At 56.5% G+C, this 24552-nt stretch carries 25 protein-coding genes and 5 pseudogenes; 19 read left to right on the plus strand and 11 right to left on the minus strand.

Annotation, left to right across the window (positions count from 1 at the left end; genetic code table 11):
- Positions 1-31: 31 nt before the first annotated feature.
- From RBB31_RS16280 to RBB31_RS16300, 5 genes are all read right to left on the minus strand, one after another.
- Positions 32-1315 carry a TRAP transporter large permease gene (locus RBB31_RS16280; RefSeq protein ID WP_306130358.1) on the minus strand — a complete coding sequence of 428 codons (1284 nt, stop codon included), beginning with the start codon at positions 1313-1315 and terminating at the stop codon, positions 32-34.
- Positions 1312-1803 (minus strand): TRAP transporter small permease, encoded by a 492-nt coding sequence (locus RBB31_RS16285; RefSeq protein ID WP_306130359.1) that lies wholly within the window; start codon positions 1801-1803, stop codon positions 1312-1314. The genes RBB31_RS16280 and RBB31_RS16285 overlap by 4 nt, the downstream gene beginning before the upstream one ends.
- 72 nt (positions 1804-1875) lie before the next feature.
- The gene (locus tag RBB31_RS16290) at positions 1876-2865 is read right to left on the minus strand and encodes a TRAP transporter substrate-binding protein (protein ID WP_306130360.1); all 990 of its coding nucleotides are present in this window, start codon (positions 2863-2865) and stop codon (positions 1876-1878) included.
- A gap of 93 nt (positions 2866-2958) precedes the next feature.
- Positions 2959-3741: a GntR family transcriptional regulator gene (locus tag RBB31_RS16295; protein WP_306130361.1), complete on the minus strand. Its 783-nt coding sequence runs from the start codon at positions 3739-3741 to the stop codon at positions 2959-2961.
- 367 nt (positions 3742-4108) lie between these two features.
- Positions 4109-4372 (minus strand): helix-turn-helix domain-containing protein, encoded by a 264-nt coding sequence (locus RBB31_RS16300; protein ID WP_306130362.1) that lies wholly within the window; start codon positions 4370-4372, stop codon positions 4109-4111.
- A gap of 154 nt (positions 4373-4526) precedes the next feature.
- Here RBB31_RS16300 and RBB31_RS16305 point away from each other — a divergent pair, with 154 nt between their 5' ends.
- The gene (locus RBB31_RS16305; RefSeq protein ID WP_306130363.1) at positions 4527-4796 is read left to right on the plus strand and encodes a hypothetical protein; all 270 of its coding nucleotides are present in this window, start codon (positions 4527-4529) and stop codon (positions 4794-4796) included.
- A gap of 282 nt (positions 4797-5078) precedes the next feature.
- The gene (locus tag RBB31_RS16310) at positions 5079-5216 is read left to right on the plus strand and encodes a hypothetical protein (RefSeq protein WP_306130364.1); all 138 of its coding nucleotides are present in this window, start codon (positions 5079-5081) and stop codon (positions 5214-5216) included.
- A 288-nt stretch (positions 5217-5504) separates the two neighbouring features.
- On the opposite strand, the gene terL is transcribed toward RBB31_RS16310, so the two are convergent.
- The 3 genes from terL to RBB31_RS16320 are packed head-to-tail and all read right to left on the minus strand — an operon-like array spanning position 5505 to position 7549.
- Positions 5505-5945, minus strand: coding sequence for a phage terminase large subunit (terL, locus tag RBB31_RS20600; RefSeq protein ID WP_371931341.1), 441 nt, complete (start codon positions 5943-5945; stop codon positions 5505-5507).
- 3 nt (positions 5946-5948) lie between these two features.
- Positions 5949-6638, minus strand: a complete 690-nt coding sequence (locus RBB31_RS16315) for a hypothetical protein (RefSeq protein WP_306130365.1) — start codon at positions 6636-6638, stop codon at positions 5949-5951.
- Positions 6593-7549 carry a ParB/Srx family N-terminal domain-containing protein gene (locus RBB31_RS16320; protein ID WP_306130366.1) on the minus strand — a complete coding sequence of 319 codons (957 nt, stop codon included), beginning with the start codon at positions 7547-7549 and terminating at the stop codon, positions 6593-6595. Before RBB31_RS16320 ends, RBB31_RS16315 begins: the two co-directional genes overlap by 46 nt.
- Before the next feature lie 629 nt (positions 7550-8178).
- Here RBB31_RS16320 and RBB31_RS20605 point away from each other — a divergent pair.
- From RBB31_RS20605 to RBB31_RS16385, 13 genes and pseudogenes are all read left to right on the plus strand, one after another.
- Positions 8179-8421, plus strand: a pseudogene (locus RBB31_RS20605) (ISKra4 family transposase); the annotation flags it as partial.
- Positions 8422-8519: 98 nt separating this feature from the next.
- The gene (locus tag RBB31_RS16330) at positions 8520-9605 is read left to right on the plus strand and encodes an ABC transporter ATP-binding protein (RefSeq protein ID WP_306130367.1); all 1086 of its coding nucleotides are present in this window, start codon (positions 8520-8522) and stop codon (positions 9603-9605) included.
- A gap of 254 nt (positions 9606-9859) precedes the next feature.
- Positions 9860-10321 (plus strand): annotated as a pseudogene (locus RBB31_RS16335) (DUF1403 family protein); the annotation flags it as partial.
- Between the two features lie 100 nt (positions 10322-10421).
- Positions 10422-10688 carry a type II toxin-antitoxin system ParD family antitoxin gene (locus tag RBB31_RS16340; RefSeq protein ID WP_073037346.1) on the plus strand — a complete coding sequence of 89 codons (267 nt, stop codon included), beginning with the start codon at positions 10422-10424 and terminating at the stop codon, positions 10686-10688.
- Entirely contained in the window at positions 10675-10968 is a 294-nt protein-coding gene (locus tag RBB31_RS16345) for a type II toxin-antitoxin system RelE/ParE family toxin (RefSeq protein ID WP_306130368.1), read from the plus strand. The genes RBB31_RS16340 and RBB31_RS16345 overlap by 14 nt, the downstream gene beginning before the upstream one ends.
- A 62-nt stretch (positions 10969-11030) precedes the next feature.
- Positions 11031-11633, plus strand: a complete 603-nt coding sequence (locus RBB31_RS16350; RefSeq protein ID WP_306130369.1) for an SMC-Scp complex subunit ScpB — start codon at positions 11031-11033, stop codon at positions 11631-11633.
- A 128-nt stretch (positions 11634-11761) separates the two neighbouring features.
- Positions 11762-12475: an IS6 family transposase gene (locus tag RBB31_RS16355; protein WP_306130370.1), complete on the plus strand. Its 714-nt coding sequence runs from the start codon at positions 11762-11764 to the stop codon at positions 12473-12475.
- Between the two features lie 703 nt (positions 12476-13178).
- Positions 13179-14621, plus strand: coding sequence for an NAD-dependent succinate-semialdehyde dehydrogenase (locus RBB31_RS16360; protein WP_306130371.1), 1443 nt, complete (start codon positions 13179-13181; stop codon positions 14619-14621).
- 50 nt (positions 14622-14671) lie between these two features.
- Positions 14672-15706, plus strand: coding sequence for a TRAP transporter substrate-binding protein (locus tag RBB31_RS16365; RefSeq protein ID WP_306130372.1), 1035 nt, complete (start codon positions 14672-14674; stop codon positions 15704-15706).
- Positions 15707-15790: 84 nt separating this feature from the next.
- Positions 15791-16321 carry a TRAP transporter small permease subunit gene (locus RBB31_RS16370; RefSeq protein ID WP_306130373.1) on the plus strand — a complete coding sequence of 177 codons (531 nt, stop codon included), beginning with the start codon at positions 15791-15793 and terminating at the stop codon, positions 16319-16321.
- Between the two features lie 4 nt (positions 16322-16325).
- Positions 16326-17633 (plus strand): TRAP transporter large permease subunit, encoded by a 1308-nt coding sequence (locus RBB31_RS16375; RefSeq protein WP_306130374.1) that lies wholly within the window; start codon positions 16326-16328, stop codon positions 17631-17633.
- Entirely contained in the window at positions 17630-19255 is a 1626-nt protein-coding gene (locus tag RBB31_RS16380; RefSeq protein ID WP_306130375.1) for a GMC family oxidoreductase, read from the plus strand. Before RBB31_RS16375 ends, RBB31_RS16380 begins: the two co-directional genes overlap by 4 nt.
- A gap of 192 nt (positions 19256-19447) precedes the next feature.
- On the plus strand, positions 19448-19606 hold the full coding sequence (locus RBB31_RS16385; RefSeq protein ID WP_306130376.1) for a hypothetical protein: 159 nt from the start codon (positions 19448-19450) through the stop codon (positions 19604-19606).
- Here the strand turns inward: RBB31_RS16385 and RBB31_RS16390 are convergent.
- On the minus strand, positions 19584-19880 hold the full coding sequence (locus RBB31_RS16390) for a hypothetical protein (RefSeq protein ID WP_306130377.1): 297 nt from the start codon (positions 19878-19880) through the stop codon (positions 19584-19586). The two genes, RBB31_RS16385 and RBB31_RS16390, sit on opposite strands and share 23 nt — an antisense overlap.
- Positions 19880-20257: pseudogene (locus tag RBB31_RS16395) on the minus strand (transposase); the annotation flags it as partial. The pseudogene RBB31_RS16395 and the gene RBB31_RS16390, both read right to left, overlap by 1 nt.
- 3 nt (positions 20258-20260) lie before the next feature.
- Here RBB31_RS16395 and RBB31_RS16400 point away from each other — a divergent pair.
- From RBB31_RS16400 to RBB31_RS16415, 4 genes and pseudogenes are all read left to right on the plus strand, one after another.
- A pseudogene (locus RBB31_RS16400) lies at positions 20261-20509 on the plus strand (IS110 family transposase); the annotation flags it as partial.
- 161 nt (positions 20510-20670) lie between these two features.
- Complete coding sequence (istA, locus tag RBB31_RS16405; RefSeq protein WP_306130387.1) at positions 20671-22116, plus strand: IS21 family transposase; 1446 nt, start codon at positions 20671-20673, stop codon at positions 22114-22116.
- A complete protein-coding gene (istB, locus tag RBB31_RS16410; protein ID WP_306130378.1) occupies positions 22113-22874 on the plus strand; it encodes an IS21-like element helper ATPase IstB in 762 nt (253 codons plus the stop codon). The genes istA and istB overlap by 4 nt, the downstream gene beginning before the upstream one ends.
- 144 nt (positions 22875-23018) lie before the next feature.
- Positions 23019-23678: pseudogene (locus RBB31_RS16415) on the plus strand (IS110 family transposase); the annotation flags it as partial.
- Between the two features lie 262 nt (positions 23679-23940).
- On the opposite strand, the gene RBB31_RS16420 reads toward RBB31_RS16415, so the two are convergent.
- Entirely contained in the window at positions 23941-24228 is a 288-nt protein-coding gene (locus RBB31_RS16420; RefSeq protein ID WP_274594636.1) for a transposase, read from the minus strand.
- Between the last annotated feature and the right edge of the window lie 324 nt (positions 24229-24552).

A 24552-nucleotide genomic window follows, 5' to 3' on the forward strand; every position in this document is an offset into this window, starting at 1 on the left:
TTCTCCTCAACGCCTCTCTGAGAGAGGCGGTTCAATTAAGCAGCTGTGGCAAGGCAAGCGTTATCCAGGGAACATAGGTAACCAGCATCAGTACAAAAATCATAACTCCCAACATTGGCCAGAGGGCATTTGATACCTGCTCAACCTTGAGGCCGCTGATCGACGCTCCGACAAATAGCGAGTAGCCAAAAGGCGGGGTTGCCATGCCGATGGCAAAGTTGATCACGACGATGGCCCCAAGATGGATGGGGTCAATCCCGAGTTGTGCGCCAATCGTTATGAGCACCTGACCAAGAATGATCATGGCTGCAATATTGTCCATGATAGCGCCGACAAACAGCAATAGCAGGTTGATCATCAGCAGGATAAGGATCTTGTTATCCGATACCGACAGAATGGCAGCAGCCAGGCGCTCTGGCAGACGTTCCATCGCGATGAGCCAGCCGAATGCCGATGCAACGGCGATAATTGAGCATACCATCGCAGTGGTGCACATTGATGCCGAGACGATTGAGCCGATTTCGCGAATATCCAGCTCACGATGAACGAGCAATCCAACAAAGGTTGCATACACAACACCAAAGGCCGAGGCCTCCGTCGGTGTGAATATGCCGCCATAAATCCCGCCCAGAATGATAAGTGGTGCCGCAAGCGCCCATTTGCTGTCTCGTAATGTTGCGCGCAGCGCGCCTTTTTCCAGACACCCGGTTTCGGGTGAAATGTCATCTTTGCGGGCTTTGAAATAGCTGACCATCATCAACCCGAGAGCGATCAGAATGCCCGGGATGATACCTGCGAGAAACAGATCGCTAATCGATTCCTCAGCGATGATACCCCAGATGATCATCGGGATAGAGGGCGGAATCATCTGTCCGATCGGTCCGGAGGCGGTGGCAAGGGCGGTCGAAAAATCTTTCTTCCAGCCGCGCTTTTCCATCTCGGGGATCATGATGCCACCAATGGCAGCGGTGGTCGCTGGTGCTGACCCCGAAATTGCGGCAAAGAAGGTCGCTGCCATTACCGTTACAATCCCCAAGCCCCCGACCATCCGCCGGACCAGTACCTGACACAAGGCAACAAGGCGCTTCGAGAGGCCGCCATGCATCATCAGGTTACCAGTCAAAATAAAGCCTGGAATAGCAAGCAGCGAAAAGACCTGTGATCCCGCGACGACCCGCTGTGCCAAAACGATGAGATCAATATCGGTGATCAAAAGGCCAAGGATAGAGGCGATTCCCAGTGCGAATACGACCGGTAGCCCACTAAGCAGTGCAAAGAGAAACCCCGCGATCAGAATCCAGTCTGTGGCACTCATGTGAAGTCTTCCTTCGCTGAGGTCAGCGGGTTGATAAGGCGATTCAGCGCTTGTATTGCGCCCAATACTCCGCAGACGGGCGCCGCCAGATGCAGGGCTTCAACCGGATATCGGATTGCCGCAGATGTTTGTCCCACCGTCGCGGCGACATATCGGTAACCCGACCAGGCAAAGACCAGAAAGAATATAAGAACGACCAGCGAAAGGAAGCTCAGCCATATCTCTCGGGGCTTCCGGGGCAATATTTCGACGATGAAAAGGAGGCGGACATGCCCGTTGTGATAAACCGCCGACGTCATTGCTAAGAGCAAGAGCCATGTGAAAAGCAACAAGGCTAACTCTTCGGTCCACACGAATGTCGCCCCTAGGATATATCGAGAGAATACCTGCAAAACCAGACTGACGATCATTACAATCCCCATCATGGCCACAATCCAATCTGTTGCTCGCGCTATCGAGCCTGAAAAAGAATTAAAACGTGGAAACATCAGCCTACCTTTGACGGTGTAGGGTAGTCTTCCGGAGCATGGCCGCCCCGAAAGACTTCGCAAAAGTGAGAATTATTGAAGATTGTTTAGGGCGCGGTCGAAAAGCTCCGCGCCGATTTCCGGTTTGAACTTCTCGTAAACATCACCGACGAGGTTTCGGAATGCGGCGGGGTCTTCCGTTTCATTCACTTCCATGCCTTCTTGCTTCAGTGAGGCGATCATGTTTTCGGTGTTTTGCCTAACCACTTCGCGCTGGCGTTCAATGGCCAATGTTGCGGCTTTGCGAACCGCGTCCTGCTGATCGTCATCCAACTTGTAGAACACACGCTTGGAAATGAGAAGTTCCAGCGTTGTATAGGTGTGGCGCGTTAGGGAGAGATACTCGACAATATCGCTAAAATTGTTCCCCTTGACCACTGGAATGGGAATCTCCAGACCGTCAATGGTTCCTTGTTGTACTGCGGTATATACTTCTCCCCACGCCATGGGAACTGCCTCACCTCCAAGGCTTTGGAACATGCTGACGAAAACCGGGTTCTGCATAACCCGATATTTCACACCGACAATATCTTCGGGAGTAGTTACGGGGCGCACATTGTTCAGCATGTTGCGAAAACCGCTTTCGGCAAAGCCCAGACCAACTATGCCACGGGTTTCCAGCTTGGTCATCAGCTCCATACCTATTTCGCCGTCCAGCAATTCATGTGCTTGTTTTGAACTCGAATACAAGAACGGCATGTCGTTGAGAAGGAATGCTGGCTCAAGGTTGGCAACCACAGCATTGGTAATCACACCCATATCAAGCGTACCAAAAGACAGCCCTTCGACCATCTGCTTTTCATCACCCAACTGATTGTTCGGGAAAAACTGTACCTCGAAGGTGCCGGGCGAGACCTCTTCCAATGCCTCGGCGAATTTATGCGCTGTGATTGCGTAAGGATCACTTTCAGAATCTGCGGTGGTCCATCCGATCTTGAGAGTCACATCTTGAGCGTATGTGGCTCCGGCCATACCGCTGATCGAAACGGCAACCGCTGCTAACATATTGGTGAATTTTATCATGTCATCTCCTCCTGATATGATTTGGTCTGTCAATGGGCCGTTTTACGTATCTGCAAGCCGCATTGCCTAACATCATTTTGACAAGACTGTCGGCTACACCGCTCCCTTTCCGGCGCGATGCAACGGCTGGTCTTCGACTGAACCCGAGAGATCCACATCTGCGGCTCCTCTCTCTCCCGAGCTCCCTCTATCGCCATCTAGGCGATCTGTGTTTATCCGCATCAGCAGTTCTCTCAGAGTTTCCCCCTGAGCCTGAAGGTGCTTGCGCATGATTTCTGCGGCAAAATCTTCCTCTCTGTCCTCGATCGCAGAAATCAGACGGCGGTGTTCATCATAGGAATTCGCCAGTCGGCCCGGCACAGCACCCTGAGCATTGCGCAACAATCGCATTCGGTTACGCAAAAGAAGAACATCGCGTTCAAGCAGCGTATTCCCGGCCGCGCGATAGATGCATTCGTGGAATTTTTCATTTACATTGTAATAGAGTCCTGAGTCATTTGCCTTTGCCGCCTCGGCGCATTCCTCATTATGGCTGCGCATTGCATCAATAACATCCTCTGTACGCCGTCTGGCGGCCAACCGCGCACATGATGCCTCAAGCTCTCCCATCATTTCGAAGAGTTCCAAGACGTCACGGATCGTAAGTTGCGCGACGATTGGCCGTCTGTTGGGTCGCAACTCGACAAGACCAAGCGCAGCAAGATGCCGCAGGGCCTCACGGGCCGGGGTCCTTGAAACACCAAACTCTTTAGCAACCCAGCTTTCTGACAGCACGTCGCCGGCTTTTAGCTGATTTGACAAAATGCGCTCTCCAAGCGCGTTTCGGACCACCTCTGCGCGAAGATATGACGATTTCTTCATGTTGTCATCAACCATAACCAAACGCTCTATGACTCCGATTCGAATTTAACTGTATAAAAGTTTATATAAAATGTATACACTTTTACAAGGTGATTTGTCAATGAGGGTTGCCAGCGGTCATGTGGGTGCTGTCATGTGTGGACGTATATGGACCCCGCCTGATTGCAACGGTCTGGTTGGGTCAGGTTTGGTGATCACGATTGCTGACGTATATCCGGCTTCTCTGAGCGGCCCGATACATCGTCGCCGCGAGCCCCGATTGGACCTGTCACGCTTTCGTGCCTTTGTGGTTGCTCGCTTAAGCGCCCATTCTTTCCCAGGCCATGGGGCTTTCCCAACCGTGGGTTAAATATCCGCGTCACAAATCAACTTCGGTAAAAACTCACCGCCTATTTGCCAATCTCGTCGGCAGATCGGTGAGCGTCTCACTGAGGAAGGCGACCGGGTCAATATCCAAAACCTTCAGAATGATGAACACCTCGACGACGTCGAGACGCCGCTCACCGAGTTCATACTTGGCGACGAATGACGGGGGCTTGCCGAGTTTACTGGCCAAGGCAGCCTGCGAGACACCACGGTCGCGCCGTGCCGCCACCATGGCCTGCAGGAATTCCTGATACGGTTTAGATCTGACAGTTCCGGCCACGCGCCATGTCTCTTTCCAGTGGACATGTGCAGATACGCTCGTTAGTCAAATACTCCCAAAACGGGATTAATGTTCTTGCCTTATCAACCATGTAACAAAGGAAATCGGACGAATGCGAGCTAAGCGATTTTTCACAAAACTTTGGCGTGCCGGCGTGATCATCGCTGCGCTGGCGTTTGCGATGCAGCTCAATCCGCATGTCGCGCAGGTGCTTACGCTTGGGGTGGCCCTGATCTGTGGGGTGGCTCTGATCCGCCCCTTTAACTGGCTGGGTCTGGGGAGCCGTGTCTTCTCGGGTTTGTTGTTTGTTGTCGTCGGCTTCGTGATGGCACCGCTCAGCCTCATCAAAGCCGATGAGGCGTGGAATGCACATCTTGCACAACTCAAGGAGGTCGATGCGGTCGCCTATCTCGAAGAGATCTAACATGTCGATCCGGACCGGTGGTATCGCGAACTTAAGGTACTTGCGCCAGAACGCTACGAAGAAGAAAGGCAACGGCGCGCGCGCATCAAGGCGGAAGAGGAAAAGGCCCGGCAAAAGGAACGCGCAGAGCGTCGCGCTGCGCAATGCGGCGAGGGGAACGCGACCAACGCCTATTTCTATACCCAGGCCTTCGTCGAACAACGCCTCAAATCGCCATCGACCGCGGATTTTCCGAGTACTCACACCCGCAATGCGGTGAGTGCCTATCCGATCGGGGGTTGCGTGTTCGAAGTCAGCGGATATGTCGATGCGCAAAACGGCTTTGGAGCAACGCTGCGCACCTATTTTCTGGCAAAGATCAAGCGCCTGCCTGAGCAGGACTCGTGGCGTCTGATCGATCTGCAATTCCTTACGAACTGATGAGGGAAACTGCCGAAATCGGGATGTCAGTTCTGGTCCTCCAACCCGCGCAAAAAAAAGGCCGGCTCACCTGAGCCGGCCAGTCTAACAGGGAGGTAGGAGATAACGTATCTCCGACTTTCACCATATCATGATATTGCCGCTCCAGCCGCTTCCTGAACCAGTAAAACCGGCGCCTGTGCCTTTCCGACATCACCTGCGGAATGCGTGTCGGCATAAAGCGTGGTGGGGGCGGGCTATGTGGGTGTGTTCGGGCACGAATGCCCCCGTACTGGGCGTCCCCAGATCTCACCGGCGTCTGGGGCGTCGGTTGGCACGCTCCTGTCGTTCTTTGTTGATCGGGTGGTTGCGTCCAAGCGAGCGCCAAAAGCCGACTCCTTTCGTCCAGTTCAGGAATTGGCTGAAACTGTCGACCTGATCGTCGTAGCGGCCCCGGGGAAAACTCTGCAGTTCCCGTTTGAAATCCGCAAGCCACGGAGCGTCAGTCGGAAGATGGACAAGTCCTTCCTCGATAGGGGCACAGGCCGCGTTGAAACGGATTTCCTTATCTTCGGACACATTGATGGGAATGTGCTGTTGATACTCGTTGCGCCGAAACTCCTGAAGTAAGGGTTTGCCGCTGGCCGCATCCTCGATCAGGACCCGATCCGCTTGCCAGCTGTCGCAAAGCGAGAAGGCCTTGCGTTTCAGGTCCGGAAAGTCGAGCTGGGTGCGAATGACGTCGAGCAGATATCAGCGCCGCTCCCGAAACCCCCAGATCGTGCAGACCGAATAATCTGCCCGGGGATCGGCTGACATCCCGGTGTCCCAGCTTTGCACGATCAACTCATACTCGGAGCGCTCAAGCGGGGTGTCGTAGCTGCCAAACCATTCCCACCGCAGGGGTGAGCCATCGGGGGCGATGGGGTTTTGCTGATACTGACAGTTGAACGCCGCCGCTCCCATTTCCTTACGCATCTCGTTAAGCGTGCTGAGGGGCAGGTTCTTGGGAAACAGTGCTTTCCCCGCCTTGCGCAGGTGGGTTTCGCCGCGAGGTAGCGCAATGCGCTCATCTTGTTCGGCGATGGCTGGCAGGTTCAGATGCCGATAGGTGCCTTTCTTGAGGAGATATCCTGGCGGATCCAGTTCATGCAGACGCTGGGCGATCATTGCGACCCGCCCTTCGGCGGGCTTGTCGAAGCGTGAAAGCAACGTGCCCTCAATGAAGTTTTGCGCGCGTTCGAGTTCGACCTCCGAGGCAGCGTCCTGGGCTTTCAGAAGATCATCGATGATGATGTAATCGGCACCATGGCCAGTGACAGCGCCACCCAGCGAGACGGCTTTGCGACTGCCGCCCATGGTGGTGTGAAACGCATCTGCTGTATTTTGGCGTTTGCTCAGGCGGGTGTGGCGAAAGGCCCGTTTGTACCACTCTGACTGCATGACGCGCCGGCAATCCTCGGAGTGTTTGCGCGCGACAACAACAGGCCTTCGGCTTTGCCGGCCATGATGAGATCGCTCACGTGCCGCCAGTCCATGCAAATCATGCAGATACCGCCATCGGTGAGCAGAGCGGTACTTTCGCGAATGAATTTGCGCAGGAAACCCTGGAACTCGCTCTCGCTCATCTCGCCCACGCTCATCGCGAAATCACGATGTCCGCTGTGATCGCCCGTTCGCACATGGCCGTTGATCGGCACGCTATAGGGCGGGTCGGTAAAGATCATGCGGGCCGTTTCATCGCCCATGAGACTGCGATAGATCGCCGGGTTCGGGGCATCGCCACAAACCAACCGATGGCATCCCAATTGCCAGACCTCTCCGGGGCGCGCGACGGGATTAGCCTTCGGATCCGGATCCTCCACGGTTTCGGGGGAGGCGGATGGCGCGGTGGTGCTAACGCCATCGAGGATGATATCCAACTCCGGCGTGTCAAACCCGGTGAGGGTGACATCGAACTCGAGGCTATCTGCGAGATCGAGATCGCTCAGGTCGAGAATTTCGAGGCGCAGAACCTCGTCATCCCAGGTCGATAGTTCCGCGATGCGATTATCGGCGATACGGTAGGCCTTGATCTGGGCTTCGCTCAGATGTTCGAGCCGGACGGTTGGCACCGTTGTGAGCCCAAGGCGTTTGGCGGCGTCATACCGGCCATGCCCGGCGATGATGGCGTGATCACGATCGATGAGCACGGGGTTGTTGAAGCCGAATTCGCGGATCGACCGGGCAATGAGATCGATCTGTTTGTCGCTATGTTGGCGCGCATTGCGCGCGTAAGGCTTTAGCCGATCAAGCGGCAAAGTGGTTATCTCTGGCGCTTTGCCCGACTGCGAAAGAGGTTTGTGTTCAGACATAAATGTCACCTTTATGGTTTCGAGCCCGTAGGCCATTTCTGTGAAACCAAGATCCGGAGACAAAAGAGCAGCGACTCAACGTCATCCCCGACCTTTCGGTCCGGACCTTGGTTGAGGCTGCTTCCTGCCGACTTGTGATAAGCCGCGCTTTAACCCAAGATTGGGTCAGGTAAGACTGCCTGTTAATGTTCGGCCACATGATTTAAGCGGCCGCTATGCAATCATGAGATAGCAAGAACACTGCGTGCTTGCAATAGGGAAATGTGCTTTATTTCGTCGTAAGTCATTGATGTTGACGAAAAATTCGGGGTGTCCTACCAGGTTTGGTGAGCCATGTCAGAACGGCAACCGGCCGGCCCGTCACACACATTCTGGACTGGTGGCATATCTCGATGCGGATCAAACACATCGAAAATGCTGCGGCAGGCCTTCAGGAGCGCTGTGCGGGTCGAAAGGGTGCCGACAAGCTGCCCTGGCTGGCGAAACGTCTTCGATGGCTGATTTGGCACGGCCAAACCACCAAGGCCTTGGTGGGGCTTCGTCACCTGCGCTGGCGTGCTGAGAGCTTGCAGGACCTCACCCGACCATTGGTGGGTCTGGCCATCCAGCGTATCCGAAAGCGCGGCGAATTTCTCGCGACCTACCTCGAGAACAACGCTGGCTCCATTGCGGACTACGGCAAGCGCCACCGGGACGGTCATCCGGTCTCGACGTCTCGTGCAGAGGGCTGCGTCGATGATCTTGCCAACCTCCGCATGGGAAAACGTCGAAGGATGCGTTGGTCACCCAAGGGCGCGCACCGCGTTGCGATCACAAGAGCCGCTGTGCTAGATGGAAGACTTAACGTGTCGCATCGACCAAAGGCTGCTTGACCCCCAACTTCTTTCCACTCCCCTGATGATCGCGATGACGGTCCTACTGATCGTCGTAATCGATCGAATCCTTGGAATTCAGAAAGTAGCTGGCTGACATGACGACTGACACCAACAGTGCCGTTAGGCTTGACAACGTATCGAAGACTTATGGAACGGTGCAGGTGATCAAAGACCTTTCACTGTCGATCGAGAAGGGCGAATTCGTCAGCCTCCTCGGCCCCAGCGGATGCGGGAAGACGACTCTGTTGCGCATGATCGCCGGCCTTGAGGACGTGACGTCGGGCACCGTACTGATCGGCAAGACCGACGCGACGAATTTACCCCCTGAAATGCGGGACATTTCGATGGTCTTTCAGTCTTACGCGCTTCTTCCGCATCTTACGGTGAGAGAGAACGTGATGTTTCCCCTCAGGATGCGCCGGCTTGGGACTAAGCGCGAGCAGGTCTTGCGGGCGGAGGGGACGTTGGACCTGGTTCAATTGCGGCACCTTGCAGACCGCAAGCCAGCGGAGCTGTCCGGTGGTCAGCAACAGCGCGTTGCCATTGCGCGCGCGGTGGTGTCTCAACCTCAGGTTCTTCTGTTGGACGAACCGCTTTCGAACCTCGACGCTAAACTGCGCGAAAACATGCAGGAGGAGCTAATTCGTCTTCACCGGCAAACCGGTTTGACAACAGTGTTCGTGACCCACGACCCGAAAGAGGCGCTCAGCCTGTCCGACCGTATCGTGCTGCTCAATGGTGGCAATATTGAGCAGGTAGGATCGCCCAAGGAAATCTACGCCGAACCCCGGACGCGTTTCGCAGCTACGTTCATGGGAGCCGGCAACCTCATCGACGCCGTATTCGAGAACCGGGGGACGTCCTGCTCCGCCATTGTCGGTGATCAGCGCATTCCGCTAGGCAGAAGAGACCTCTCCGACGGTGCAAAAGTGACCTTGATGCTGCGGCAGGAAGCCATTCAAATCCACGACAACCCGGGGGATGGCGATCTGCGCGCGCAAGTGCGGACGCGCATATACTTGGGGGGTCGCTCTCGGTACGTCCTTGATGTGGGCGGGCAGGAACTCCGCTGTCTTGCGGATGCGGCAAAGGATTGGGCGCAAGGGCAGGACCTTGGCCTGAGCGTAGAGCCTGAAGCTGTCCACGTCGTTTCAGACGGGACTGTTGCATTAATCAATTGAGTTCAATCGGCTTTGTCAGTTTGCTGATGTCAGGCTGAGTTTCTTGGTGACGGTGATGGTCACGCAGTCAATTCGTTGGAATAACCGGTCCACAGCGAGAGTGCGGCGTTCCAGCGTACAAATCTCATGTGATCGCGACTCGCCCCAACCAAATTCCGTCTCCAACATTATCCTGAATTTCATCTCCATCCCTCCTGCAGAAACAGCGAGACTTTAGATCAGAAACTTCTGGTATCCCCACATTCTTTCCACTCCCGGTCAAGCGTGCCTCACTGGTGTTGGAGGCGGTGCTGCGCGAGGCGCCGCGGGCCGACGTTCCGGGGCTGATCCTTGCGGATGCGGCCCTTGCCCAAGCCCTCGGTTGGGACCATCTCGTGCCGCTGCTGGCCTCGGGCCTGAAACGCGCCGAACTGCGCGAGCCTGGGGAAGACTTGCGGCTGGCCTGTCATCGCGCGCTCACCTCGTCGGCGGCCGAGGCCGTGCGCCTCGCTGCCGATCTCGCGCGTCGTGCGGCGTATCTGAAAGCGGTCGCTCCGAAACTGCGGGCCAAGCGGGCCGGCGACGCGGTCGAGATGTTCCTGACCCGCGATGCCGTCGCCCCCTCCGAGTTGCCTATGCAGGATCGGGCCGCGCGGCGGCTCTGTGACCGGTTGGTTGACCTCGGCGCGATACGCGAACTGACCGGGCGCGACACCTTTCGGCTGTATGGGGTGTAGTGATGGCGAGTGGATCGGTGATAGAGGGCGGTTGTGGGTTGGATGTTCAAATAGTATGATTAGATATGAACAGGTATGACAATCAAGGCGGAGGCATATCATGTCCAGACTGACGATTTCGATGCCCGATCAGATGAACGATTGGGTCGAGGCGCAGGTCAGCGCAGGCCGTTATGGCAATGTGAGCGAGTATTTTCGCGATCTGGTGCGGCGCGATCAGGAACGCCGGGAGGCGGCGTTTGATGATCTGCGCAACATGCTGGAGCGGGCCGAGGCCGGGGGCGTCAGCACGCGTGGCTTGAGCGACATCATGGCCGCCGCACGCGAGGAAGCGCGGCAAAAGGGCCTGCTACGTGGCGAGGATTGAAATTTCCCGTGATGCCGAGCGCGACCTGATCGACATCTACCTGTATGGGATCGAAGAGTTTGGTCTGCATCAGGCCGAACAGTATAGCGAGGTACTTTATGGCCGGATCGAAACCGTGGCGGAAAACCCGAGTTTCGGCTCGGATTATGGATATGTGAGCGAAGGGGTGCGGCGCTATGAGAGCGTCTCTCACGCTGTTTACTATCGGCAGATTGCGGGCGGTATTCGTGTCCTTCGGGTTCTGCACGGGCACATGGACCCCGGGCGGCATCTTGGGTGACCGGGATGTATGTGGCCCGTTGCGGAGGAGGCTGGGCATGATCTGCTGCTCTGGAGCCTGAGATGGCCATAGACCGACCCGACCCCGATCTTGACCGCGAGTTGTCCGACCTGCCGCCGGAGTTGCGCTGGCGCGAATGGATGCGCCGGATCGAGGCGGTGCTCTTTGCTTCTGCCTCGCCAGTGTCGCGTGAAGACCTGGCCCGCGTGTTGGGGCAGGGGGCTTCGGTCGATCTGCTGATCAAGGACCTCGCCGCCGATCTCGAGGACAGGGCCTTCGAGATTGCTCAAGTCGCCGGTGGGTGGATGTTTCGGACACGGGTTGCCTATGCGCCCGCGATCCGCGCTGCGGCGGATGTCGGGAATCAATTGCTGAATCTGAGCGAGTTCGATGTCGCGGTGCTGGCCGCGATCGCCTACCATCAGCCGATCACCCGCGATGGACTGAAGGATATCTTCGGTAAGGAGATCAGCCGCGACCTGATCGGGCGGCTGCATGCACGCGGTCTCATAGGCACGGGACCACGGTCGCCGCGGCGCGGGGCGCCCTATACCTACGTAACGACGGATCAGTTCCTGGTCGCCTTCGATCTGGAGTCGCTGCAAGACCTGCCGGATCGGGAGCAGCTGGAAGATGCGGGCGTGTTGTCCGAGACTGGGACATGAGCCTGTTTGTCACTGTACCCTAATTGATCAGAATCCAGTCTGAAATTGTCCCATAAAATCAATGGGGTCTGTTGCATTAACTTCTTCTATTGCGCAGGTTCCGTGTGTTGTTGATGATGGGGGTGCTGATGGCGCTGCGCAAGAACCCGTTCAAGCGGCATCGGTCTCCGCGAGAGATCATCCTTTTGGCGGTGCGCTGGTACTGTCGTTATCCGCTGTCGTGCCGAGACGTCCGCGACATGCTGGGCGAGCGCGGGGTGACGGTCGACGCCTCCACGATCCACCGCTGGGCCAGGAAGTTCGGCCCCGAGATCTGCGAACGGGCCTACAGTGGCCATCGTTCCTGGCGTGGGTTGCAATGGCATGTCGATGAGACCTACATCCGCGTCGGCGGACGCTGGTGTTATCTATGGCGCGCCGTCGATCAGTTCGGCCAGTTGATCGATTTTCGGCTAACCGCGCGGCGAAATGCCAAGGCTGCAAGAGCCTTCTTGCGGCAGGCCCGAGAGACGGTACGACTCTACCACCCGCTGACGATCGTCACTGACAAGGCGCACAGCTATGCGAAGGTGATCGGTGAGATCAATGACCGGCTCGGGCCGAAGGATGTGATCCGGCACGTCGATCGAAAGTACCTGAACAACCGGATCGAGAGCGACCATGCTGCCCTGAAGCAGCGACTGCGACCGATGCGTGGTTTCCGAACCATGGCCGGAGCGAAGGCTGCCCTCGCTGGGATCGAAACCTTCCGCACGATCCGAAAGGGCCAATTCGAGAACTGCAAGACCGGAGTTGCAAACGAGATCGACTTCGTCGCCAAGCTCTTCCCGGAAGCTGCCTGAAGGATGCGGTTCTGCCTCCTAGTGCGCGGCTCTCAAGTTAATGCAACAGACCCCGCATGAGATGGTCACCCAAAGGCGCCCATCGCGTCGCTATCGTGCAGGCCGCCGTTCTCGACGGAAGGTTGACCAGCGCATACCGCAGGACCGCAGCCTGACCCCCAAGTTTTGCCCACTCCCGATGTGGGTTGTTCATCCTTCGGGGTCCTCGGCTGGAGATTGGCGATTGCAGCCTAACTCCGAACCGGATGAACAGCCTACTGAGAGTTCACACCTAGTACAGTCGACCCAGGCTTTGAACTTCGGTGAATGGTTCTTCACTTCCACAGCTTAGGTTTTCTTCCTCATCAGGGGATCTGCCTTAACGATTGGCCCCAATTCTTGTGGCTACCTCACCGCGGGAACCATCAAGTAACTTAAAGTTAATTGACCCGCAATAATTTCTCGTTTGTCAGCTCAAGTGAGCGCTGCAAGCATGTCACATAGTTAGTAAAGCTGCGTTACTCGATTCTCGAAAACGACAAAGTGAGGCTACGCAGCCAGTGCGAAACCAGGGGATTAGTATTGATTTGAAGGAAATAACAAAGGTTCTGTTTGTCCAAAAGTCCGGCCCAAACTCTCGAAGTTTTCCTACCACAAGGTGGGTGCCGTGATGCGTGACTGACAGTTGTATCCCCGAATGAAAACCCAATTGGAAACACGGAACATGACCTACTCAGACGTCCAGCTCTATATTGGTGGCGCATGGCGCCCAGGCGGTGCTGGTGACACGATTGATGTGGTAAATCCTGCGACCGAGAAGGTAATAGGCACTGTTGCCAGTGCTACGCACGCCGATCTAGAGGCAGCGCTTGAAGCAGCGCAACTCGGATTTGATGATTGGAGCCGCCGCTCGGTCCACGAACGGTCGGCAATATTGCGCAAAGCTGCCCACTTATTAGGAGAAAGGGCAGAACGGATCGCCGAGATCCTGACTTTGGAACAGGGTAAGCCACTGCGGCAGGCAAAGTCTGAGGTGCTTGCCGGGGTCGAGATGATTGAATGGTGCGCCGAGGAGGCCCGCCGGACGTATGGATTGGTTATTCCCGCTCGCAGTCCCGGCGTGTTTCAGGTCACGCTGAAAGAACCGATAGGGCCGGTTGCAGCCTTCGCCCCTTGGAATTTTCCAATCAACCAATGCGTCCGAAAGCTGGCCGCGGGTTTAGCTGCTGGATGCTCCTTTGTGTTGAAGGGTCCCGAGGACACCCCGGGATCGCCCGCCGAACTCGTGCGCGCCTTTGTCGATGCGGGAGTTCCCGGGGCCGCTATCAACTTAGTTTTCGGCGATCCTCCGTTGATTTCCGGCCATCTGATTCCGCACCCCGTGGTTCGCAAAGTTAGTTTCACCGGGTCGACTGAGGTGGGGCGCTACCTGGGGGCATTGGCAGCCAGCCACATGAAACGCATCACTATGGAACTGGGTGGGCATGCGCCGGTCATTATCACCGAAGACGCGGATCTTGACGTAGCCGTCGAGTTGATGATTCAGCAGAAGTTCCGAAATGCGGGCCAAGTCTGTACCTCGCCTACGCGCTTTATAGTCCAGGAAGCAATATTTGACCGCTATGTTGACATGTTCGTCGAGAAAGCCGCGGCGCTGGTGGTGGGCGACGGACATGATCCGATCAGCCAAATGGGACCGTTGATAAACCAGCGCAGGATAGATTCTATAAGGTGCTTGATCGAAGATGCCGTCTCCGCAGGAGGGAACCTTCGTACCGGCGGAAACCGCATCGCCAATAAGGGGTATTTCTTTGCGCCTACTATTGTGACCGACGTCCCGGTCACGGCCCGCATTATGAATGAGGAGCCGTTCGGCCCAGTCGCTTTGATCAACCGCTATCGAACGCTGGACGAAGCCCTAGCTGAGGCAAACCGTCTGAATTATGGGCTAGCATCCTATGCATTCTCCGATAACGCTGCGACAGTCGCACGACTGAAGCATGGCATTTCAGCGGGTATGCTCAGCATCAATCATCTCGGGCTAGCACTTCCCGAACTTCCCTTTGGCGGAATCGGTGATTCCGGTGTGGGAACCGAAGGCGGGTCGGAGGTAGTTGCGCAATTTTTGGAAACTAAGATCGTAACCCAGTTACTAGGGAGAAAATAAGACGTTTACTGCGTCGCAGAACTGCAAAATTACAAAGTAGGGAGGAAGACATGAAAATCACAATGAAGCCGATTGCTTGGAGTGCAATTGCGGCGGTCGCGGCTTTCGGCTCAATCGAGGCTAGTGCCTCAGAGGTCGAATGGAGTATGCAAACTTATGCCAGTACCGGTATGTCCGAATATAACACGCTGGTCACAAATTTTGCCCAGAAAGTTGAAAAGGCGTCTGGCGGCCGAATGAGTATCCGGGTTTTCCCTGCGGGCCAAGTGGTGTCTTCGGCCGAGGTGCCCGAAGCGGTGCGGGCCGGGGCTCTGGATCTCGGAAGCACCTTCATGCTTTATTACGCAAGCAAAGAACCGGCTTTCCAAGGAGTCAATGAATGGCCCGCTGGACTCGAGCGTCAGCAAGCACTCGACTGGTTTTATTCTGGCGGGGGCAAAGAGTTACTGCGACCGGTGGCCGAGCGACATAACCTGTATTACCTCGGCGTCACGACATTGTTGGGCGAAAACATCTGGTCCAACAAGAAGATCGTGGGCCTCAGCGATCTCAACGGACTTAAAATACGAAGCTCCGGCTTGACAGCCGAGTCCCTTGCTAAGCTAGGCGCTTCGCCGGTCAATATCTCGTCTGAAGACATTTACACTGCCATGCAGCGCGGAACTATCGACGCGTTCGAATTCGTATCAACGCCCGTGCACTTTGGCTTTGGTTTGCACGAAGTAACAGAATTCGTGGTCTACCCGAAGTTCACTAAGGGTGGCTCATCGGATTGGATAGTCAACTTGGACTCCTGGAACGCGTTACCAGACGATCTCAAAGTGATCGTCGACCATGCGCTACGCTCGGCAAGTCAGGAATTTTTTGTTCAATCGCGCCTGGACGAAAGCAAGATTGAGCAAGAACTCAGAGATGCCGGGATCGAATTCGTCACCTGGCCCGACGGCGATCTCGAAAATTTCCAGAAAATCCGATATGAGGTCGTGCGCGAAAAATACTCGCCTGCGTCGGAAGAGTTTCGCAGAATCCAGGAGTCTCGCATGAACTTCTTGGCAGACCTCGGCTATAGCGTCGAAGCCCCCTGAAGACAGCCCTGATCTATTACAGAAGAATAAATCGGTTCGGGTCACAATCAGCCTGGGCCGATCAGTCTGAGGGGAGACAAGACGATGCTGAAATTGATGTATTCGATAGATAAGGTTTCGAGATACTTGTCATATCTTGCAGCACTGGCACTGATCGTGGGCGTGATCGCATCGTGTTACGAAGTATTTGTGCGATACATACTTTCAAAACCTACCTTATGGTCGGGGGAGTTGGTGCAGATCTTATTCGGCGCGATCTTTCTGCTTTGCGTGGGAGACAACATCCGAACTCGTAGTCATGTCGCCATAGATTTTGTTCAAAGCCTGTTGTCTTCTACCGCCAAGAATATCCTCGGGGCGAGCGTCTACTTTATTCTGTGTATCTACGCTGCGATATTTCTATCGGTCGTGTGGAAACGTTCTTGGGATTCCATCTTGATTCTTGAGACTTCGAACACGCCTTGGGATCCGCCCATCTGGCCGCAGTCCGTGCTACTGTTGGTCGCGGTGGCGTCGTTGTTTTTCCAGTCGCTGATCGGTGTAGTCAGGATCCTCAAGGGGACAGACCCAGACTTTCAGAATAACGACACCGAAACTGAACCGGAAAAGAGATAAAACCATGGACGCTTCGGTTATAACACTTTTGCTTTTTGTTTCTTTGATTTGCGTACTGTTTATGAGTGTGCCGATCGCCTTCGGCATCGGCATAGTTTCACTTACTTTCGGTTATTTCATTTGGGGCCCAGCTTCAATCTTCATACTGGCTAGCCAGGTGTTTGCGGGGATGCAAAATCCTTCATTGGTTTCACTGCCCTTCTTCATGTTTATGGCGGCGCTACTTGTACGAAGCGGGATTGCCGACGATCTCTATGATGCGATGTACATGCTAATCGGCAAGTTCCGAGGCGGGTTGGCGATAGGTACAATCTTCGTCTGCGCAGGGATCGGATGTATGTCGGGGGTCAGCGCCGTCGGTGTTTTGACGTCGACGAAGATCGCACTCCCCGCAATGCTGCGACGGAACTACGATGAAAAAATGTCGCTAGGAGTCATCATGGCAGGAGGCGCGCTAGGACAACTGTTTCCACCCAGTGTTCTAGCAATAGTTTACGGCGGTCTTTCAGGTGTTTCAGTTGGCAAAATGTTTGCTGTCGGTCTATCGACGGGAGCGGTAATGGTAATCTGCCTTGTAGCCTATGTGTCCATCCGTTGCTGGCTGGACAAAGATCTTTGCCCTGCAGCGTCGGACGATACACGCGAAAAGACCCCCCCGAAGTTGCGGATGCGGACCTACGCTCGCACCTTGCCGTCCATTCTGGTGGTTTTGGCCGTTCTGGGCTCGATGCTAGCGGGTATCGCCACTCCAACCGAAGCCGCGGCCATCGGTGCCGCCGTAAGCGCCGTGATTGCCCTGGCCCTACGAACTATTAATTGGAAGGGGATTTTTGATGCTGCAGTCGATGCTGCGAAGCAGACCACGATGGTTCTCTGGATCGCACTGAACTCGCTGCTATTTGTATCGGTTTATTCCGGCATAGGTGGCGGGGATGTCGTGCATGACCTGATCGCAAGCTTAGGCGTCACGCCCGGCGTCGTTACTGCGACGATGCTGCTAATCGTTTTTTTCTTGGGCTTCTTCGTAGATCCGATCGGTATCCTTTTCCTGACCATGCCTGTCTTTCTGCCGGTTCTGTCGGCGCTGAACGTTAATCTCATCTGGGTCGGGGCGTTGACCATTCTGGTGCTTGAGACCGCGTATCTGACGCCGCCTTTTGGCTATAACATCTTCTTCTTAAAATCGGCAGCCCCTGCCTCAATCTCGTTGCGGCGGATCTACTCAGCTGCTCCGGCATTTGTGTTCATGCAATTAATGACGGTCGTGGTCTGTTTTACACTGCCCGGACTCGTTCTCTGGATTGTCACATGAGGGACGCATCGATAGCCAAAAACGTTCATTATGACTATGTCATTGTCGGCGCAGGATCATCTGGCTGCGCACTTGCTGAGCGCTTGAGTCGCGACGGTACGGTGCGTGTTGCGCTGCTCGAGGCAGGTAAGAGCGACAAATCTTTCTTAATCGGCATGCCATCGGGAGTACGGCTGCTCTATGAGGGCGCGGGCTTCAATTGGAAATTCCAAACCACGCCGCAATTGGAACTGGGCTCACGACAAATCTACATCCCGCGTGGTAAGGTGATTGGCGGCTCCTCATCAATCAACTCGATGATCGCTATAAAGGGTGCTCATGTTGATTTCGAAGACTGGGCCAAGGCCGCCTCTTCCATTTGGGGAGCGGAAAATATGTTTCGGGTTCTGCGCGATATTGAGAATGCGAGTGGACTACCGACAAAGCATCGCGGTGACCGCGGATTGGAAGGCCCCATCAGATTATCGCGACGACTCATCGGGCATGAACTTTCCGAAGCGTATATCACCTCTTGCGAGCAGGCCGGGCTCGCAAGAAACTGTGACGGCTTCAATGGTAAAAGTCAGCTCGGTGCGGGGTTCTTCGATGTTAACATCGCGGATGGCCAGCGACATGGCGCGTCAATGTTCTTGCGAGAGGCTGCCCATCGCCAAAATCTCGTGGTTGTACCAAATCAGATCGTACGCCGAATCTATCTGGAGCAGGGTACTGCGCGAGGCGTCGTCGTACAGCAAGGCTCTGATGAAACTCTATTGCGCGCAGACAACGAGGTAATCTTGTGCGCGGGGGCGATTGGCAGCCCGCAGCTTCTGATGTTGTCGGGTATCGGGCCCTCTCAGCATTTGTACGACACTGGGGTCAAGGTCGTGGTTGATGCACCAGAAGTTGGTCAAAATCTGCGCGACCATCTTGATTGCTCAATGCGGTGGTCAACCAAGGGCGTCGATACCTTTACCAAATACTTTCGTCCTTATGAAGGGCTCGTGCATAGCGCTCTTTCTGGTGCGCGATACCTCGCGACCGGCACCGGCAACGCAGCGACACAGGGTATTGAAGCCGGTGCGTTCTGGACCGATGGGCAGTCAGGAAATGCAGAGTTTCAGAGCCATCTTGTTCTGGCGCTTAAGTGGCCGCCACATGGAAAGCACCCCAGAAACGGCTTTGCGCTGCGCGTTTGTCAACTCAAACCCAAAAGCGTCGGAGAGATTCGTTTGGCGTCATCGGATCCTCGCGATGCACCGCTTATTGACCCGGGGTTTCTCACCGATCCAAGAGATATCGACGCGCTTGCTGACGGTGTCGCGTTTTCCACCGAGATAATCCAAAATGGCGAAATGCAGCGGTATCTTGATCAAGCGCTTGATCACGAAGCCACAAGTTCAAATAAGAGAATTGTACACAATTGGATTCGGAAGACAGCCGAAACCGTTTATCATCCCGTTGGCACGTGTCGGATGGGGGATGACACTAACTCAGTTGTGGATAGTTCGCTTCGGGTGCGGGGCGTAGAAAATCTGCGTGTTGCTGATGCGGCGATTATGCCAACTATTCCAAGAGGAAACACAAATTTAATCTGTATGGCTATTGGCGTAATTGCGGCCGAAATAATTCTTTCTCGGTAACGTACCGAATGGCCGTTTTTGCCAATCATGAAAATGTGATCTTTAGCGCTAATTGGCGCGCTTTCTTTAGCGATGAGTAGCACGCATGCATAATCGGAGAGTGTCGCTTAGCGTGGTGACCTAATGGGATGAACTGCCTTCCCACCAACCCGCTGCTACTGTGGCGGGCATAGGTGGAGAGAGGAGCATCTGATGGACATCAAGGTTCTGGGCATTGATTTGGGCAAGACCGTTTGCAGTCTTGCCGGGCTGGATGAAGCGGGAGCGGTCGTGTTTCGCAAACGCCTTCAGCGGCATCTGCTGCTGGGCTTTCGTAACCACCCGGTTTCTACCGCAGCGGTTGGTCCTTGACGCGGGCGATGATGTCGGGCTCGCCGACAAAGTCCTCGAGGAAGCTGTGCCATGCCTCGACCGAGACTCTCGCAGACAGGAGCATGTCGCGGATTTCGTCGATTACGTCATCCGTGAGGGCCGTGATGTAGTCTTCGCGGCCGATGTGGACGCTGTCGATGTTGACATAGGAGAGATTGTCGTCGTTGCTGACGATGGCCTCCAGAAGCTCCATATCCTCGCCCAGCAGGGTGGCAACATGGCCGACCGAGCAGACATATGTCGTGGCTGCCATCAGGCGACCTCGCTGCGGGGGTGGACTGCAGCCTTCCAGTTCCACGGCAGCAGTTCGTCGAGCCTATTGATCTTGTGATCGTGGATGCGGTCGAGCACGTCCGCCAGATAGGCCTGCGGGTAGAGTCCGTTCATCTTGGCGGTTTCGATCAGCGTCATGGCGCGGGCCAGGGTTTCACCGCCGGTGTCGGCGCCGGCGAAGAGCCAGTTTTTCCGACCGATACCGATGGGGCGCATTGCCCGTTCAGGGGCGTTGTTGTCGATAGCGACGTGGCCATCTTCCAGGAACAGGATGATGGAGGGCCAGCGGCTGAGCGCATAACGGAAGGCTTTCGCCAGGTCGCCCTTGCCCGGTATGCGGGTCAACTGCGCTTCGGCACACTGGAGATCGGCGCCGTTCAGTTCTTTCACGATCCGCTGGTGACCGGGACCGCCGACATTCAGGAACTGTCGAAGACCCACGAGATCGTCTCGCGTTCGAAGACCGAGCTTTGGCATCGCATCCTGACGCATTATCTGCCGCTCTACTTCCCGGAGGCCGAACGATTTCATCGGAACTCCAGAACCGACTGGTTTCTGGCGTTCCTCGAGGAGTATCCATCACCACAAATGATCACGGCGATGAGCCGGGTGAGAACGGCGGTGCGAAAGTCGGCCACGGTAGCGGCGGGATGAGCCTGCTGCGGGCGGCGTAAAAGTCGGCCACCTTTACCCTTTCTGGCGACAGGGAGGGCGGGAGGTTTTTCACCGTGGATTTGTATCGGAAAGTTTGGCTGGCTTGTGCTGAGGGCATGAGCCAGCGAGAAGCGGCGCGGCATTTCAACATTTCTCGCGACAGCGTAGCTAAGATGATGGCGTTCTCGGTTCCGCCTGGATATCGACGAACGGCACCGGTCAAGCGACCAAAGCTGGATGCCTTCACCGGCATCATAGACGGTTGGCTGGACAGCGATCGGGAGATCCATCGCAAGCAGCGCCACACGGCGAAGCGTGTGTTCGAGCGGCTCCGCGAAGAGCACGGGTTCACCGGCGGCTACACGATCGTGAAGGATTACATGCGTCAGCGCGAACGGCGCGGCCGCGAGATGTTCGTGCCGCTGGCGCATCCGCCCGGGCACGCCCAGGCCGACTTCGGCGAGGCGGTGGTTGTCGTCGACGGTGTTGAGCAGAAGGCACACTTCTTCGTCATGGATCTGCCGCACAGCGAAGGCTGCTTCGTGCGAGCCTATCCGGCGGCCACCGCCGAGGCTTGGGTCGATGGCCATATCCACGCCTTTGCCTTCTTCGGCAAGGTGCCGATCTCGATCCTGTACGACAACGACCGCTGCTTGGTTGCGAAGATCCTGCCGGACGGAACGCGCAAGCGGGCGACGCTCTTCAGCGGGTTCCTGTCACATTACCTGTTCCGTGATCGATACGGCCGTCCCGGCAAAGGCAACGACAAGGGCAACGCGGAGGGCCTGGTCGGCTATTCCCGGCGCAACTTCATGGTGCCGATCCCGCGGTTTGCTTCTTGGGACGCGTTCAACTCCGATCTGGAGGAGCAGTGCCGCAAACGCCAGTCGGATGTCCTGCGGGGGCAATCCGAGACCATCGGAGACCGGCTCGCGCGGGATCTGGCGGCGATGTCCGAACTCCCCGCTGCGCCGTTCGATGCCTGTGATCAGGCGACCGGACGGGTCAGCTCCCAGGCGCTGGTGCGCTACAAGACCAATGATTACTCGGTGCCGGTCGCCTACGGCCACCGTGACGTCTGGATCAGGGGCTATGTCGACGTGGTCGTGATCGGCTGCGGTGGCGAGGTGATCGCACGCCATCCCCGCTGCCACGACCGTGAGGACATGGTCTTTGATCCGGTGCATTACCTTCCGCTCATCGAGCAAAAGATCAACGCTCTGGACCAGGCGGCGCCCCTGGTTGAATGGGACCTGCCGTCTGAGTTCGCGACCCTGCGCCGCCTGATGGAAGCGCGGATGATAAAGGCCGGGCGCCGCGAGTATGTTCAGGTTCTGCGCCTGCTCGAGACCTTCGGCATCGATGACCTCCACGCCGCGGTGAAGAGGGCCCTGCAATTGGGGGCGGTCGGCTTTGATGCGGTCAAGCACCTCGTGCTCTGTCACGTCGAGAAGCGGCCGCCGAAGCTCGACCTCGACGTCTACCCCTACCTGCCACGCGCGCATGTCGAGACGACCTCGGTCGCCAGCTACATGGCCCTGACGTCGGAGGCGGCGGAATGAGTGACGCCCCGAAGATCCTGCTCGCGGATCATCTGAAGACGCTGAAGCTGCCGACCTTCCTGCGGGAATACGACAAGCTCGCCCGACAATGCGCCGCCGAAGGTCAGGACCACGTCCAGTTCCTGGCCCGCTTGGTCGAGTTGGAACTGATCGACCGGGAGCGGCGGATGATCGAGCGGCGCATCAAGGCGGCGAAGTTCCCGGCCACCAAGAGCCTCGACAGCTTCGACTTCAAGGCGATCCCCAAGCTGAACAAGATGCAGGTGCTGGAACTTGCCCGCTGCGACTGGATCGAGCGGCGGGAGAACGTCATCGCCCTTGGCCCGAGCGGCACGGGCAAGACCCATGTTGCTCTCGGCCTCGGGCTGGCGGCGTGCCAGAAGGGGTTGCCCGTCCGCTTCATCACCGCCGCCACGCTGGTCAGTGAACTGATGGAGGCCCGCGACGAACGTCGCCTGCTGCGGCTGCAAAAGCAGTTGGCCAGCGTCAAGCTGCTCATCATTGACGAGCTGGGCTTCGTGCCGCTCTCCAAGACCGGTGCGGAGCTCTTGTTCGAGCTGATCTCGCAGCGCTATGAGCGCGGCGCCACGCTGATCACCAGCAACCTGCCGTTCGACGAATGGACCGAAACCTTCGGCACCGAACGGCTGACCGGCGCTCTCCTCGACCGCCTGACCCATCACGTCAGCATTCTCGAAATGAACGGTGAGAGTTACAGGCTTGCCCAAAGCCGCGCCCGGAAAGAAGCCGGCACCTGATCATCCGTCACAGAATTGGCCCTGCGGGCCAATGCGCCATGGCACGCGCCAGCTATCTGGAGAGCACGCGTGCCATGGCGCTTGGCACCCCCCCACTGGCCTGGTTTTACGCCGCCGCGTGGCAGGTTTTTACTCCGCCGTTGACACCGGGAGGCATTCATTGCCGATGCCTGGCAAGTGGTTGGACGCAAAGTGTCCAAAGAACGCTTACTTTCAGATATTTATGCGACTGCGGTTGACTCAGTGGGGTTGCCAGTCCAGCCGGATTCTGACGCTGTCCGCATGTTCCGCTTGGTGCTGGCCGAAAGGAGAAGCCTAATCCGACAGCGCGATGTGATTGAGGCACGGGCCATCGAGTTGCTGTCGGATCTGCCCGACTATCAGTTGCTGACGACCATTCCCGGGATCGGCCCGATCAACGCCATGACCATCCTGGCCGAGGCCGGTGACCTGCGTCGGTTTCGGCATCATCGCCAGTTCCTGAAGTTCTGCGGCATGGACCTCGCCACGGTCCAGTCCGGCATGTTCCGCGGCCAGAGCAGGATCTCGAAGTACGGCAATGCCCGGTTGCGTCGCACCCTCTGGATGGCCGGCCAGACCGCTGTGCTGAAGCGGACCAATAGCTTCCGCGACAAGTTCGAACGCTACATCTCGAGGGCCCGGCACAACGCCCATCTACGCCGCAAGGCTTACACCGCCATCGCGGCCAAGATGGCGCGCACCGTACACGCCGTGGTCAAACACGGCGAACCCTATCGCCCCTTCTTCGAGGGGGTGAGCCCAGGCGGAAGGACCTCTCTCTGACATGAGCCGTGGAGGCAGTGCGCTGACCTCGTAGATAATGTTCGGGCCTTCTGCTTGGGATTTGGGATCTCGTATTGAGGACGGTGAGGGCCGCCATCGCGCGTACCCTGTGTTTGCTATGGAAGAGATCATTTCTTGACGGCAGAGCCCGTCTGGGCAACCTTAACAGGGCATCTGGAGTACCAAATGCCCCAAGACCTGCTGACCTAAGCAGCCAGATTTTCCCGACATAGGACGTTGTCACTTCGCAAGTGCTCCGTTGTCAGGCCCTCGGCTTTAGGTGGTTCAGGCTTTCCCTCAGGATCAGCTTGTCCAGCTTGAGCTCTGCTATGATCTTCTTCAGCCGGGCGTTCTCCTTCTCAAAGCTGCGCAGCTCCGACAGCTGTGAACGCGCCATCCCGCCGAACCGTCGGCGCCAATTGTAGTACGTCGCGTCGCTTACGCCGACGGCGCGGCATGCCGACTGTACATCACCGCCTTCCGCCAGCTTCAGCTCGATCTCGCGCAGATGCTTCAGGATGTCTTTGTCCGAATACCGTTTCCGAGCCATTCCAAGTCTCACTCTCTCGGCCATCGTAGTGGCCCAGTTCTAGGGGGGAAGGACAGTAGGTTACGGCTAAGCCAACATGTGGATGCACTCAACCGGCACGTATTGTCGCCAGAGACCTTTTAAACTGCAGAGGCCGTCCACAGCATCAGGTCAAAAGCAGGTCACCCTCAATTCAGATTGATGCGGCTGAGACGAGGGTCGGACAAAGGGCAGGTGACCACATAACTAACTGTAAAACGATTGACATCTTGGAATTAACAATTTTAAAGCGGCCAAAAGCCAAGCTGGAGTTACTCAATAAGCAGCTGGCAGTCTTTGAATAAG

Origin of the sequence: Roseovarius sp. MMSF_3350 (assembly GCF_030733425.1) — a bacterium.
Lineage (GTDB): Bacteria > Pseudomonadota > Alphaproteobacteria > Rhodobacterales > Rhodobacteraceae > Roseovarius.

Excerpts from the sequence above, each read along its gene's own strand:
- RBB31_RS16280 (WP_306130358.1), bottom strand. The coding sequence starts at position 1,315 with ATGAGTGCCACAGACTGGATTCTGATCGCGGGGTTTCTCTTTGCACTG.
- RBB31_RS16285 (WP_306130359.1), bottom strand. The coding sequence starts at position 1,803 with ATGTTTCCACGTTTTAATTCTTTTTCAGGCTCGATAGCGCGAGCAACA.
- RBB31_RS16290 (WP_306130360.1), bottom strand. The coding sequence starts at position 2,865 with ATGATAAAATTCACCAATATGTTAGCAGCGGTTGCCGTTTCGATCAGC.
- RBB31_RS16295 (WP_306130361.1), bottom strand. The coding sequence starts at position 3,741 with ATGGTTGATGACAACATGAAGAAATCGTCATATCTTCGCGCAGAGGTG.
- RBB31_RS16315 (WP_306130365.1), bottom strand. The coding sequence starts at position 6,638 with ATGCAGTCAGAGTGGTACAAACGGGCCTTTCGCCACACCCGCCTGAGC.
- RBB31_RS16320 (WP_306130366.1), bottom strand. The coding sequence starts at position 7,549 with ATGTCTGAACACAAACCTCTTTCGCAGTCGGGCAAAGCGCCAGAGATA.
- RBB31_RS16330 (WP_306130367.1), top strand. The coding sequence starts at position 8,520 with ATGACGACTGACACCAACAGTGCCGTTAGGCTTGACAACGTATCGAAG.
- RBB31_RS16340 (WP_073037346.1), top strand. The coding sequence starts at position 10,422 with ATGTCCAGACTGACGATTTCGATGCCCGATCAGATGAACGATTGGGTC.
- RBB31_RS16350 (WP_306130369.1), top strand. The coding sequence starts at position 11,031 with ATGGCCATAGACCGACCCGACCCCGATCTTGACCGCGAGTTGTCCGAC.
- RBB31_RS16355 (WP_306130370.1), top strand. The coding sequence starts at position 11,762 with ATGGCGCTGCGCAAGAACCCGTTCAAGCGGCATCGGTCTCCGCGAGAG.
- RBB31_RS16360 (WP_306130371.1), top strand. The coding sequence starts at position 13,179 with ATGACCTACTCAGACGTCCAGCTCTATATTGGTGGCGCATGGCGCCCA.
- RBB31_RS16365 (WP_306130372.1), top strand. The coding sequence starts at position 14,672 with ATGAAAATCACAATGAAGCCGATTGCTTGGAGTGCAATTGCGGCGGTC.
- RBB31_RS16370 (WP_306130373.1), top strand. The coding sequence starts at position 15,791 with ATGCTGAAATTGATGTATTCGATAGATAAGGTTTCGAGATACTTGTCA.
- RBB31_RS16375 (WP_306130374.1), top strand. The coding sequence starts at position 16,326 with ATGGACGCTTCGGTTATAACACTTTTGCTTTTTGTTTCTTTGATTTGC.
- RBB31_RS16380 (WP_306130375.1), top strand. The coding sequence starts at position 17,630 with ATGAGGGACGCATCGATAGCCAAAAACGTTCATTATGACTATGTCATT.
- RBB31_RS16385 (WP_306130376.1), top strand. The coding sequence starts at position 19,448 with ATGGACATCAAGGTTCTGGGCATTGATTTGGGCAAGACCGTTTGCAGT.
- RBB31_RS16390 (WP_306130377.1), bottom strand. The coding sequence starts at position 19,880 with ATGGCAGCCACGACATATGTCTGCTCGGTCGGCCATGTTGCCACCCTG.
- istA (WP_306130387.1), top strand. The coding sequence starts at position 20,671 with ATGAGCCAGCGAGAAGCGGCGCGGCATTTCAACATTTCTCGCGACAGC.
- istB (WP_306130378.1), top strand. The coding sequence starts at position 22,113 with ATGAGTGACGCCCCGAAGATCCTGCTCGCGGATCATCTGAAGACGCTG.
- RBB31_RS16420 (WP_274594636.1), bottom strand. The coding sequence starts at position 24,228 with ATGGCTCGGAAACGGTATTCGGACAAAGACATCCTGAAGCATCTGCGC.